Genomic DNA, 12,930 nt, shown 5'->3' on the forward strand with positions numbered 1-12,930 from the left:
GCCGACGTCTCCGTACCTCGGCCGACGCCGGGAGAAAACTCATGCTGGACCTCGGCCGGTCGAGCGTGCAATGTGGTGATCAAGCGGCATTCCGTGGCCTCAGCGGCCTTCGGGACATCGGCAAAAGGATGGTACGAAAGTGAGCGACCTGCTCTTCCGGGGCGGCCGGGTCTTCCTCGCGGCGGACGCCTTCGCCGAAGCGGTGCTGGTCCGTGACGGCCGGATCGCCGCCGTCGGCACGCAGGCCGACGTCGCGGGCCTCGCCGCCCCCGGCCACGAGGTGGTCGACCTGGACGGCCGCCTGCTCACCCCGGCGTTCACCGACGCGCACATCCACCCGGTCCAGGCGGGCCTGGAGCGGGCCAGGTGTGACCTGTCCGGGGTCTACGGCCTGCCGGAGTATCTGGAGCTGATCACCGCCTACGCCGACTCCCACCCCGGCCACGAGTGGATCGACGGCGGCGGCTGGGACATGTCGGCATTCCCCGGCGGCCTGCCGCACCGCTCCCAGCTCGACGTCGTCGACCGCCCGGTCTACCTGATCCAGCGCGACCACCACGCCGCCTGGGTGAACAGCCGGGCCCTGGAGCTGGCCGGGATCACCCGCGACACCCCCGACCCCGCCGACGGCAGGATCGAGCGCGACGCCGACGGCACGCCGAGCGGCGTGCTGCACGAGGGCGCGATGGACCTGGTCGGCCTGCTCACCCCCCGTCCCAGCGCCCAGGACATGCACCAGGCGCTGCTCGCGGCCCAGGACCACCTGTTCTCCCTCGGTATCACCGGCTGGCAGGACGCCATCGTCGGCTCCTACGCGGGCTACGACGACCAGCTGCCCACGTACGTCTCGGCGGCGGCCTCCGGCGCGCTGCGCGCCCGCGTCGTGGGCGCGCTGTGGTGGGACCGGGCACGCGGCGCCGAGCAGATCCCCGAGCTGCTGGAGCGGCGCCGCTCCGCCGAGGGACTGGAGCGGTTCCGCGCGACCTCGGTGAAGATCATGCAGGACGGCATCGCCGAGAACTTCACCGCGGCGGTGATCGAGCCCTACTGCCGCTGCGGCGGCACCGGCCTGTCGTACGTGGACCCCGTGCTGCTGAAGGAGTGCGTCGCCGAGCTGGACCGGCACGGCTTCCAGGTGCACTTCCACGCCATCGGCGAGCGGGCCGTCCGCGAGGCGCTGGACAGCTTCGAGGGGACCGACCCGGCCAACCGGCACCACATCGCGCACCTGCAGATCGTCGAGCCGTCCGACGTGCCGCGCTTCGCCAAGCTCGGCGTGACCGCCAACCTGCAGCCGCTCTGGGCCACCCACCACGCCCAGATGGACGAGCTCACCCTCCCCTTCCTCGGCGAGGAGCGCTCCAGCTGGCAGTACCCGTTCGCCGACCTGCTGCGCCACGGCACCCTGTTCTGCGCGGGCAGCGACTGGCCGGTCTCCGAGGCCGACCCGATCCAGGGCATGCACGTGGCCGTCAACCGCACAGAGCCCGGCGGTTCGCTGCACGCGGGCTACCCGACGGCGCAGACCCCGTTCCTGCCCGGCCAGAGACTCACGCTGGCCACCGCGCTGACCGCCTACACCGCGGGCTCGGCCAGGATCAACCGCGACGACGACGCGGGCACCATCGTCCCCGGCAACCGCGCCGACCTCGTCGTCCTTGACCGCGACCCGTTCACCGAACCGGAGTCCGACATCTGGCGCACCAAGGTCGCGATGACCTTCCTCGACGGCGAACAGGTCTACCAGCGCTGACCTCGCGAGCCCGGTCGCCTACGGACCGCCCCGTATGAGGCGTTCGACATCGCGCCAGAATTTGTCAAAGGAAGGCGCGTTCTTGCGTGCCTGTGCCATGTCGAAAATCGCGGTCAGGGCCGCTTGATCAGCCGTTGGGCGGTAGGAGGTGCCATCGGTCTTGCGGGCCGAGAGCCATCCCTTCGCATCGCGGGGCCCTTCAGGATCAGCGGGTGGTTCGAGGGGGTCCGCCAGCCCTCGTCGGCCCGCGAGCGACGTGGCTGCGGCAAGGAACCACGCCTCGAACTCCCGATTGGCGAGGACCATCGAGATCTCCCGATCGTCCCGCGCCCGTCGGGCCCGCTCCAGGAGCGCCGGACCGGTCGTCGCGGGACAGTCGTCATCAGCGTCGATCAGTAACAGGATCCCACCTCGCCCAGCGACCTGGTAGGAGGCCTGAAGTACGGCGCTCTCGATCCCTCCCGGAGCGACCAGCTTGGAACGCGGAACCCGGCGCGGTGTCGGAATCCGTACCGCCCAGGCCGAGAGTTCCTCCGCGATCCTGCGGAGCAGGACGGGGAGCGCGGCGACCTCTCCCTCCCCTTCGACGATGGCGGCGATGGTGACCGCCTCGGTCATTCGGTCTCCCCCGTGCTGGGCCGAAGCTGGTTGCCCCGCATCAGCTCTCCGATGGTGGCTCGCCGGTCGTCGACGAGGCGGCGGCTGATGTCGTCGATCTCACCGATCGTGGTGAGCCCATCCGTCATGGTCACGACGCGTACGGATGCCGGATCGAAGTCGTCTCGGTCGAGCAGGTCCGCGCTCTGCGTGGTGACCACCACCTGGACGTGCTCGCTCGCCTCGCTCAGCGCGTCGAACAGCACCCCTGCGGCTGCCGGGTGCAACGAGGTCTCTGGTTCTTCGAATCCCAGCAGGGTCGCCTCGCCTTCGAGTACGGCAGGCTGGAACAGCGCGGCCAGCAGCCCCGCCGCACGCAACGTCCCCTCGGACATGGCCTCAGGGCCGAACACCATCTCGCGATCCGCGTGACGGGTGAAGAGCTCGACGGTGGAATAGGGGTCCAGAAGCCGCTCATCGATCCCCGCGGCCCCGGGAACGATGGCGCCCATGTAGTCGTCGATCCGTGCTTTGAACGCCGGATACCGCTGCTCGAGGGCCCCGAGTACCGATCCCAGCTGCTTTCCTGCGTCATCCAGCGTGATGCCGGCGGACCTGGACTGAACCTGCCGCATCAGGCCCACATCCAGGTGATAGAAGAGCATGCGGCGCAGACTGCGGTAGACCTCACTGAAAACGCCCTGGGTGGCGGCCAACGGGAGGTATAGCCGGTCCGGCTCGACACCCCCCGCTCCCTTCTTGTTGAAGAAGCCATGGGTCATCACGAAGCCCGCTTCTTTGAAACTCGACTGCGGCCGCGTGCCCCGGACGAGACACTGCTCTCCGAGCACCAGAAGCGGACGGCGGACGGCGGGGTCCCGGCTGATGGTGAAGCTGTACGTGACCGACAGCGGCTCTTCATCCGGCTGGATCACGAACTCCAGCAAGATACCGAACCCCTCCGTATCTCCCTGCCCTCGTCGGCTCACCTCATCCAGGCCACCGCGCCTCATCAGGGCGTCGGCCGGCGTCGTCTCCAGCGCGTCCGCCACGAAGCTGAGCGCATCGAGGAAATTACTCTTCCCCGCCGCGTTGGGACCGAGCAGAACCAAGAGGGGCGTGAAGGTGACGTCACACGACGCGATGCTCTTGTAGTTCTCCACCTTCACACGTCGCAGAAACGGTACAACCTGCCCCATCACACCCCGCCATGTCGATCTGTCCTGTGGCAGCGACCGTGACCGGCGCCCACCTGCGTTCCGCCAGGAAACCGGCGCCACCACGATAGCGGTTCGACCGGTCCGGAGATCGGCATGGCGGTCTGCTTCCAGGCGCCCTCAAATCTCCGGGAGCGATACGCGTGGGATCAGGGGACACGGTTGCGTCCATGGAGGTGGTGTACGGGTTTCCCCAGGTAGTGAGCGTGGCGTCGTGAAACGAGGACGGCCATCGCGTGATTCTTCGAGTGCGAGGCAACAAGAGCGATGAACCATCAACCCATTGTCAATGACAGCGGTCCTCACACCTAGCCCGCCGATGGAAGCGACCGGAAAACGACCAGCCGACACAACGCCCCCCGCGACCGGCGACGACGACGTCACTCCCTTACGCTGCACCGGGCAGCGCAACGACGGCGACTACCGTAAGACAACGACGCCTTACCATTCCCCGCCAGCCGATCAGCGGAGGCCGCCGTGAACGATCTGCCCATCTGCGTCACCTGCGGGGTCCAGTACGCCGAGGCGCGGGACGACTGCCCGATCTGCGAGGACGAGCGGCAGTACGTCGGCTGGGAGGGCCAGCGCTGGACCTCCCTCAACGAGTTGCGCGACAGCGGGCACAGGGCGCACCTCGCCGAGGAGGGCACCGGGGTCGTCGGCATCGGCACCGATCCCGCCACCGCCATCGGGCAGCGCGCCCTGCTGGTCCGCACCCCCGCGGGCAACGTGCTGTGGGACATGGTCACCCACCTCGACGACGAGCTGATCAGGCAGGTCGGCGAGCTCGGCGGGGTCGACGCCATCGCGATCAGCCACCCGCACTTCTACGGCTCGATGGTCGAGTGGGCACACGCCTTCGACGCGCCGATCCACATCCACGCGGCCGACCGCGACTGGGTGGCCCGTCCCGACGAGTCGGTGCTCTTCTGGGAGGGCGACACCCACGAGATCCTCGAAGGGGTGACGCTGGTCAACGCGGGCGTGCACTTCGACGGCGGCCAGGTCATGCACTGGCGCGACGCCGAGGACGGCCGGGGCTCGCTGTTCTCCGGTGACATCCTCCAGGTCGTCCAGGACCGCCGCTGGGTCAGTTTCATGTACAGCTATCCCAACCTGATCCCCGAGCGCCCCGCGACCGTCCGCCGCGCCCTGTCGTTGCTGGAGCCGTACGCCTTCGACCGCGTCTACGGCGGCTGGTGGAAGCGGATCGTGCGCGCCGACGGCGCCGAGGCCGTCCGCCGCTCCGCCGACCGCTACCTCTCCTTCGCCCTGGACGAATCCCCCAATACACCCTTTTAATCATTGGGAAGCTCGCCCGGGATGCGCGATAGTCACCCCGTGGCACAGGCAGGAGGGCTGGAGGGCGAGGGCGGGCGCCCGCTGTGGCGCGACCGCAACTTCAACGTCTTCTGGGGCTCCCAGACGCTCTCCGTCGCCGGGGACTCGTTCGCCTACATCGCCATCCCGCTGCTGGTGCTGAACGTGACCGGGTCGGTCGCACAGATGGGCCTGCTGACCGGCGTGGCCGGTGCCGCGTCGGTCTTCGCCGGGATCTTCGCCGGCATCCTGGCCGACCGGCTCGACCGGCGCACCCTGCTCATCTGCTGCGATCTCGCACGCCTGGCGCTGTACGGGCTCATCCCGCTCGTCTGGGCGTTCGGCCCGCAGGTCTGGCTGCTGTACGTGGTGCTGCCGCTCAGCGAGGCGATCGGGATGGTCTTCCAGGTCACCTACGTGACCGCGGTGCGCAACCTGGTCGAGGGCGACCGCATCACCGAGGCGAACGGGCGGCTCTACGCGACCGCGGCGGCGGCCGGTGTCGGCGGCCCGCTGCTCGCCGGAGTGGTCTCCGGGCAGTTCGGCCCGACCGCGGCGATCGCCGTCAACGCGGCGAGCTTCGCGCTGTCGGCGGCGGGCCTGTACTTCGTCCGGTTCAGGCGGCCCGAGGCCGGCGCGGCGGCGCCGCCGCGCCAGCGGCCCTGGCAGGAGATGCTGGCCGGTGCCCGGTTCCTCTGGCGGCACCCGGTGCTGCGCTCCCTGACGGTCCTGCTCTCCTTCTTCATCTTCTTCACGCTCGGCATGACCGACGTGCTGATCTACCACCTGAAGCACGACCTGGGCCGCTCCGACGGCACCGTCGGCACGGTCCTCGCGGTCGCCGCGGTGGGCACGATCGCCGGGGCCGTGCTCGTGGCACCCGTCCGCCGCAGGCTCGGTTTCGGCGTGACCTGGATCGGCGCCCTCGCGACGAGCGGGCTCGCGATGGCGGGCGTCGGACTCTCGGGCCGCGTCCCGGTGATCGCCGCCCTGATGGCCGTCTATCTCTGCGGCGTCAGCGTGGCCGGGATCTGCTCGATGTCCCTGCGCCAGCAGGTGACCCCCGACCATCTGCTGGGCCGCGTCACCTCGGCGTTCTGGACGATCCACTTCTCCCTGGGCCCGGTGGGCGCGGCCGTCCTGACCTGGGGCGCGGGCGGCTACGGCGTCACCGTGATCTGCCTGCTCGCGGGCACCGCCTGCCTCCTGCTCGCGACGGTCGCGCTCTTCACCCCCATCCGCCGGCCCGCCCCCGAACGCCCGGGGCCCGCCACCTCATGAGGCATGCTCCCCTCGACAGGGCGATCTCGCCCTGTCGAGGGGAGCGACGGATCAGCCGTTCGCCGCGGTGAACGCGGTCGCCCCGCCGACGAGCGGCAGCGTGACCGTGCTCTTCGTCGTGTCGAGGTGCAGCTTCGCCCCGGGGGTGGGCCGGATGGTGTACTCGTAGTCGCTCGACAGCAGCACGACGCCGATGCGGTGCCCCGCCGCGAACACGTAGTCGTGCGGCTGCATGTCGAAGTCGAGGCGGTACGGGCTGCCCGGCTTGACCGGCTCGGTCTTCGAGATCGACTTGCGGTTCTGCGGGTCCGTCCAGCCGCGAGTGATGATCTTCGCCTTGCCGTTCTGGTCGTAGTCGACGAGCAGCGCCGTGACGTTGGCGGCCGGCTGGCCGAAGGACATCCGCAGGGACACCTGCGGCGTGCCGCTGAGCCGGACCGCGTCGGTCAGCGCCCCCGACTTGTAGGCCAGGCGGTTGGGGGACGTCACCGCGTCGGCGAGGGCGAGCGCCCGCTTCGAGGCGTCGTCGACGATCGTCTCGGTCACCGGCTTGCCCTGGCGGGTCTTGTCGGCGGTGAGGACACCGGCGGTGCCGTCCGTGCTGGGCGCGAGGTTGAGCTCGGTGTCCGCCGAGGTCGGTTCCGGCCACTCGGGGTATTCCACCAGCGTCCTGTTCTCGCGCTGGATCAGCGCCCGCTGGTCGTTCTCCACGCCGTTCTGCTGGCCCCACAGGTAGCGGGTGAACCAGCGGTTGAGCACGTTGACGCTCGGGGAGCCGCCGTGCCCGCCCTGGTGCAGATAGATCTTGTGCGGCACTCCGCGCGCCTTGAGCGCCTCGTACCACTGCGCGGCGTGCTTGGTCTTGACGTTCCAGTCGTTGAGCCCGTGCGCGACCAGCGTCGCGGCGCGGACCTTGTCGACGTCGTTCAGGTAGTTGCGCTCGTCCCAGAAGGCGCTGTAGTCGCCGGTGACCCGGTCCTGCTCCTTGGCGAGCTCCTCGATGACGCTCCGGCACGCCTGCCTGTCCGCGCGGGTGTAGACGTACTCCGCGAGCACGTCGGCGTCCTCGCCCTGGTAGCCGCCCGGCGCGACGACGGCGCCGTTCGCGCGGTAGTAGTCGTACCAGTTGGAGATCGCCGAGATCGGCACGATGGCCTCGAGACCCTCGACGCCGGTGCTCGCGACCGCGTTGGGCAGGGTGCCGTTGTACGAGGTGCCGATCATGCCGACCTTGCCGGTCGTCCAGGTGGCGCTGACCTCTCTGCCCGCGGCGTCGTACGCCTTCGCGCGACCGTTCAGCCAGTCGACGACCGCTTTCGCGCCGATGGTCTCGTTGCGCCCACCGGTGGTGGGACAGCCGTCGGACTTACCGCTGCCCAGCGACTCGGCGTGTACCACCGCGAAACCGCGAGGCAGCCAGTTGGCCTCGTGGCTGGTGCTGATGACGGGCTGCGGCCCGGTGCCCGTGACGGCCTCGTCACCCCTGGCCGCCTCGGCCACACCGGCGGCGGCGAGCCGCTCGTCGGCCGCCGGGTCCTTCGTCGGACCACCGCGGTTCATCCAGCCCTTGCCCGGGCGGAGCGCCTCGTGGAGCTCGTGGTCGACGTTGTGGTTCGCGACCGCGTTGCCGCCCGCGTAGTAGGGGCTCACCTCGTACACGACGGGTGATTTCAGACCGGCGGTCTCCGTCTCCCGCAGCCGGGTGACCTCGGCGTGTACCCGGTCGTTCCGCCCGTCGCCGTCACTGTCGCTCGAGGTCTCGACCCACATCTCCTCGCGGATCCAGTCGTTGCGGTTCGTCGAGAACACCGGCTGGGCCATGCCGTCCACGAAGACCGGTCCGACGGTGGGGTCGGCGGCCGCGCCGACGGAGGCCGAGGGCGCCGCGACCCCGGCCAGGGTCATGGCGACGGCGAGACCCAGCGCCGCCGCGCCACGACGCGTCGATCTCGAACTGCGGAGGTTGGCCGGCGCCCCAGGGCCCGTCGCCAGAGGTGGTACAGACATCAAAAACCTTCCAGAACGATCAGTTCGGGGCGGGAAAAAACCCCGACCAAAGTTCAAGGGACAGTAAAGACTGCCCCAAGAAGGCTTGATGTTATGGGTCGGAAGTACGAAATGTCTATGGATGAGCACCCTGTCTTGATCAGGATAATTTCGACATCTATCGAGCTAGATATCGGTGAATCGACCACCTCCGGGGAGATCAGGAACCGGGCGCCCCCGGGACATCACAGGGCGCACGGCGAGCCCCGGACCATCCGACAAGCGAGCGAGACCCGGCCCGGCAGGCCGCCCACCACTTCCCGGACTCAGGGGCGGCACCCCCGATCCGGTGATCGGGGATGCCGCCCACAGGACGGGACGATCAGCCGCGCAGACCCTTCAGGCATCCGTAGACGGCCACGGCCAGCACCGCCTGCGGGTCGGTCAGGTCCGTGCCGAACCTGTTCCAGACCTCGCTCACGGCACCGGTGGCGCACCTGCCCGCCTTCCACCACACCCACTCGCCGGCGGCCTTCGCCGCGTCGACGATCTGGCGCCAGAACCTCTTGACGAACGCCACGATCGCGCTCCAGGAGCGGGGGGCGTCCTGGAACTCCTCGTCGGGGAAGCGGTACTCGTCCTGCGGGTCGCCGCTCACCAGCGACATCGCCATGGAGCGGGCCGTCGCCTCCGAGACGCCCGCGGCCCGCGCCGCGGCCGCGAGCTCCCGGGAGAACGAGGTCGCGCCGGCGGGAGCGGGAGCGGCGGTGACCATCACCGCCGCCGCGATCACCGCCGCCACGATCCCGGTTACGCGCTTGAACATGAGATGCCCTTCCTGTCGCGTGAGGATCAGCGGGACATGTCGCCCCGCCGTCACACACCGTTCCGCGGGCCACTCACTCGACGGTCACTTCGTGATTACCCAGAGTCACGGTTGACCTTCGCGGGAGCCTGTCACGCCAAGCGATTGCCGCGCATTCAAGGCGCATTTGACGTACACTCCTGATCACGAACGGCGATTTTATGATTACATTGAGTAATGGAAACGAGAGGCTCGGATCTCGAGTTCAGGATTCTGGGGCCGTTCGAGGTGCTGCGGGACGGCGTCCCGGTGCCGATCCGGGCGGCCAAGCTCCGGACGTTGCTCGTCTCGCTGTTGCTCGACGCCAACAAGACGGTCTCCGTCGAGACGTTGACGAACCATCTGTGGGGAGACGACCCGCCCACAGGGGCGAGAAACACCCTGCAGAACTACGTGTTGCGGATCAGGCGCCTGCTGGGGTGCGCCGGGGACGAGGGTCCGCTGCTCACCTGCCCGCGAGGTTATCTGCTCAGGGTGGCCGACGACCGGCTCGACCTGCACCGCTTCGAGGCCCTCACCCTCCGTGCCAGGGCCGCCTTCGCCGCGGACGCGACGGAGCGGGCCGCCGCGCTGCTGGCCGAGGCCCTGGGGTTGTGGCGCGGGGAGCCACTGCAGGACGTGCCGTCCGAGACCCTGCGGCGGGAGGTCGTGCCCGTGCTGGCCGAGCGCGGGCTGGACGCGCTCCAGTCCCGCATCGAGGCCGACCTCGCACTGGGCCGCCACGAGGAGGTGCTCGCCGAGTTGCGCCGGCTGACCGCCGCGTATCCGCTCAGAGAGCGGTTCTGGGCGCAGCGGATGCTCGCGCTGTGCAGGTCGGGACGCCAGGCCGAGGCGCTGCGCTGCTACCAATCCCTCAGCGAGGTCCTCGCCGAGGAGCTCGGCGTCGACCCCGGCACCGAGGTGCGGAAACTGCACCAGCGGATTCTCGACGACGATCCCGCGCTCACCGCCAGGAGATCTTCCGGCAACCTCCCCGGCGAGATGACCACGTTCGTGGGCAGACAGCGGCAGCTCGACGACGCCGCGCGGCTGCTGGAGACCAGCCGCCTGGTCACGCTGACCGGGGTGGGCGGAGTCGGCAAGACCCGGCTGGCGCTGCGACTGGCCGCGCAGGTGTCGCCCACCTTCCCGGGCGGAGCGTGGCTCGCCGACCTCGCCCCGCTGACCGACCCCGCTCTGCTCGACCGGACCGTGGCCCAGGCTCTCGGAATCCGCGACCACTCCGCGCGCCCCTGCCTGGACATCCTCGTCGAGCACCTGAGCGACAGCAGGACACTGCTGGTGCTGGACAACTGCGAGCACCTGGTGAACGCCGCCGCGACGCTGGTGACCGCGCTCCTGCGCTCGGCGCCCGGTCTGCGGGTGCTCGCCACCAGCCGGCAGCGGCTCGGCGTCCAGGGCGAGCACGTCCTGCCGGTGCCGCCCCTCTCCGTACCGCCCACGACATCGGCGGACACGGACGCCGAGCCGGCGCTGACCCACTACGAGGCGGTGAGACTGCTCGCCGACCGCGCCGCGGCCTCGGCACCGGACTTCCGGATCACGCGGCACAACCGCGATGTCGTCGCGCAGCTGTGCGGACGGCTGGACGGCGTGCCACTCGCGATCGAGCTGGCCGCGGTCCGGCTGGGAACGCTCTCCGTCCAGGAGATACTCGACCGGCTGGACGACCGCTTCCGGCTGCTCGCCGACACCGACGCCGAGAACTCCCCACGCCACCACCGGACCCTGGGCGGCGTCGTCGACTGGAGCCACGACCTGTGCACCGAACACGAACGGCTGCTGTGGGCCCGGTTGTCGGTCTTCGCCGGTGAGTTCGACCTGGAGGCGGCCGAGGTGGTGTGCTCGGGGACGGGCATCGACCGCCACGACGTCCTCGACCTCCTCACGGGCCTGGCGAACAAGTCGATCCTCGTCGTGAACGGCCAGGACGGCAGGACGCGCTACAGCCTGCTGGAGACCATCCGCCGGTACGGCAGACGGCGCCTGATCGACCTCGGCCAGGAGACCGTGATGCGGCGGCGTCACCGTGACCACTTTCGGAGCACCGCCGCACGGGCCGCGGCCGACTGGTGCGGCCCTCACGAGGTCGGATGGCTGTCACGACTGCGGCAGGAGCTCCCCAACCTGCGGGCGGCGCTGGACTTCTGCCTCACCGAGCCCGGCGAGGCGCGGAGCGGTCTGGAGATCACCGTCAATCTCACCAGGACCCGGTTCTGGTTCTTCGACAGCACCATCGGCGAGGGCCGTCACTGGCTGGAGCGCGGGCTCGCGCTCTCCCCCCGCCGGCCGGATCCCCTCCAGGTCGGCGCGGTGGCCATGGTCGCCTGGATCGCCCTCTGCCAGGGCGACAGGCAGGGTGCCGACGCCTTCATGGCCCGCTGCCGCCGCCTCGCCGCACAGCTCCCCGACACCGACGTCCCCGCCGCCGTCACCTGCGTCGAGGGCGCCCACGCGATGCTCGTCCACGGCAGCCCTCGCTCCATCCCGCTGCTGGCGCAGGCGAGAGACCGGTTCCTCGCCGACGGCGCGATCGGTGACGCCCACATGGCCACCATGCTCTGGGCGATGGCCTGCGCCTTCCTCGGAGACCGGGAGCTCGCCGTCACCGCCGCCGAGACCTACCTCGCCGACGCCGAGGCCCTCGGCGGGACCTGGGCCCACTCCTGGGCGCTGTGGGGCCTCGGTCTCGCCGAGTCGCGCCACGGCGACCCGGTACGGGCCGCCACCCTGTTCCGCGACTCGCTGCGCCGCCAGTACGACATCGACGACCGCTGGGGACCGGTGTGGGGCCTTGAGACACTCGCCTGGACCGTCGCCGCCACCGGCCGTCACGACCGCGCCGCCGAGTTGCTCGGCGCCGCGCACCGGCTACGGCGTACGACCGGGGTGGCGCTCATCGGCCTGCGGCCGTTTCACGACGCCCACGCCGAGGCCGAACGGCTGATGAAGAACGCGCTCGGGGCGTGCGGATACTCCCTGGCCTTCGAACGGGGGGCGAGGAACACCGACGTCATCGGCCTCGCGTGCGCGCCCCCGTGAGCCGGCACGGCCGACGGCCACCACGGCGACGAGCGGTGTCGTCTCCGCCCCGGATCGATGTACGACAGGCGGCAGGTCCCCTTCCTGGCCGGTCTCGGCTCAGACGAGTCCGCCGTTGACCCGCAGCACCTGGCCGTTGACCCAGCGGGCGGGACCGGCGAGGAAGGCAACCGCCTCGGCGATGTCCGTGGGCAGGCCCAGCCGCTCCAGCGGCGGCTGGGCGGCCAGCCTGGCGACGGTCTCCTCGTCCTTGCCCTCCAGGAAGAGATCGGTGGCGGTGGGCCCGGGGGCGACGGTGTTGACCGTGACGTCCCTGCCGCGCAGCTCGCGGGCGAGGATGAGGGTCAGCCCCTCGACGGCGCCCTTGGATGCGGCGTAGGCGCCGTAACCGGGAGCGGCCAGTCCGATCACCGAGGTGGAGAAGGTGATCAGCGCGCCGCCCTCGCGCAGCCTCCTGGCGGCCTGCTGGGCCACGGCGAAGGTGCCGCGTACGTTGACGCGGAGCACGCGGTCCAGCACGTCCAGGTCGAGTTCGGCGACCGGGGTGGGCGGGTTCATGATCCCGGCGGCGTGCACGACGACGTCGACGCCGCCGAAGGTCCGCTCGGCCGTGTCGAAGAGCTCCGCGACCGCCCGCTCGTCACCGACGTCGGCTCGGACCGCGATCGCCCGGCCGCCCTCGTCGGCGATCTCCGCGACGACGGCCTTGCCCTCGGTGTCGTTGCTCGCGTAGTTGACCACGACCGCGTATCCGTCGGCGGCGAGCCTGCCCACGACCTGGCGCCCGATGCCGCGTGAGCCTCCGGTGACGACGGCGACGCGAGCTGTTGTGCTGCTCATGATCGGTCACTCCTCCAAGAACTTATGTA

General features: G+C 70.2%; 9 protein-coding genes. 4 read left to right on the forward strand and 5 right to left on the reverse strand.

The window, feature by feature from the left end; translation table 11 throughout:
* Positions 1-139 precede the first annotated feature (139 nt).
* A complete protein-coding gene (locus AB0B90_RS14370) occupies positions 140-1,753 on the forward strand; it encodes an amidohydrolase (protein WP_362922760.1) in 1,614 nt (537 codons plus the stop codon).
* An 18-nt stretch (positions 1,754-1,771) separates the two neighbouring features.
* On the opposite strand, the gene AB0B90_RS14375 is transcribed toward AB0B90_RS14370, so the two are convergent.
* A complete protein-coding gene (locus AB0B90_RS14375; RefSeq protein WP_362922762.1) occupies positions 1,772-2,371 on the reverse strand; it encodes a DUF4276 family protein in 600 nt (199 codons plus the stop codon).
* The gene (locus AB0B90_RS14380) at positions 2,368-3,549 is read right to left on the reverse strand and encodes an AAA family ATPase (RefSeq protein ID WP_362922764.1); all 1,182 of its coding nucleotides are present in this window, start codon (positions 3,547-3,549) and stop codon (positions 2,368-2,370) included. The genes AB0B90_RS14375 and AB0B90_RS14380 overlap by 4 nt, the downstream gene beginning before the upstream one ends.
* A gap of 495 nt (positions 3,550-4,044) precedes the next feature.
* Between AB0B90_RS14380 and AB0B90_RS14385 the strand changes: the two genes are divergently transcribed.
* Complete coding sequence (locus AB0B90_RS14385; RefSeq protein WP_362922766.1) at positions 4,045-4,869, forward strand: MBL fold metallo-hydrolase; 825 nt, start codon at positions 4,045-4,047, stop codon at positions 4,867-4,869.
* A gap of 39 nt (positions 4,870-4,908) precedes the next feature.
* On the forward strand, positions 4,909-6,168 hold the full coding sequence (locus tag AB0B90_RS14390; RefSeq protein WP_362922768.1) for an MFS transporter: 1,260 nt from the start codon (positions 4,909-4,911) through the stop codon (positions 6,166-6,168).
* Between the two features lie 51 nt (positions 6,169-6,219).
* Here AB0B90_RS14390 and AB0B90_RS14395 read toward each other — a convergent pair whose 3' ends face one another.
* Together AB0B90_RS14395 and AB0B90_RS14400 are read right to left on the reverse strand one after the other, a co-directional pair.
* Positions 6,220-8,175 (reverse strand): Xaa-Pro dipeptidyl-peptidase, encoded by a 1,956-nt coding sequence (locus AB0B90_RS14395; protein ID WP_362922770.1) that lies wholly within the window; start codon positions 8,173-8,175, stop codon positions 6,220-6,222.
* 361 nt (positions 8,176-8,536) lie between these two features.
* Entirely contained in the window at positions 8,537-8,980 is a 444-nt protein-coding gene (locus AB0B90_RS14400; RefSeq protein WP_362922772.1) for a hypothetical protein, read from the reverse strand.
* Between the two features lie 216 nt (positions 8,981-9,196).
* Between AB0B90_RS14400 and AB0B90_RS14405 the strand changes: the two genes are divergently transcribed.
* Positions 9,197-12,061, forward strand: coding sequence for a BTAD domain-containing putative transcriptional regulator (locus AB0B90_RS14405; RefSeq protein WP_362922774.1), 2,865 nt, complete (start codon positions 9,197-9,199; stop codon positions 12,059-12,061).
* A gap of 99 nt (positions 12,062-12,160) precedes the next feature.
* On the opposite strand, the gene AB0B90_RS14410 is transcribed toward AB0B90_RS14405, so the two are convergent.
* Positions 12,161-12,901 (reverse strand): SDR family oxidoreductase, encoded by a 741-nt coding sequence (locus tag AB0B90_RS14410; protein WP_362922776.1) that lies wholly within the window; start codon positions 12,899-12,901, stop codon positions 12,161-12,163.
* Positions 12,902-12,930 lie beyond the last annotated feature (29 nt).

The sequence above is a fragment of the Streptosporangium sp. NPDC049078 genome (assembly GCF_040648855.1).
Lineage (GTDB): Bacteria > Actinomycetota > Actinomycetes > Streptosporangiales > Streptosporangiaceae > Streptosporangium.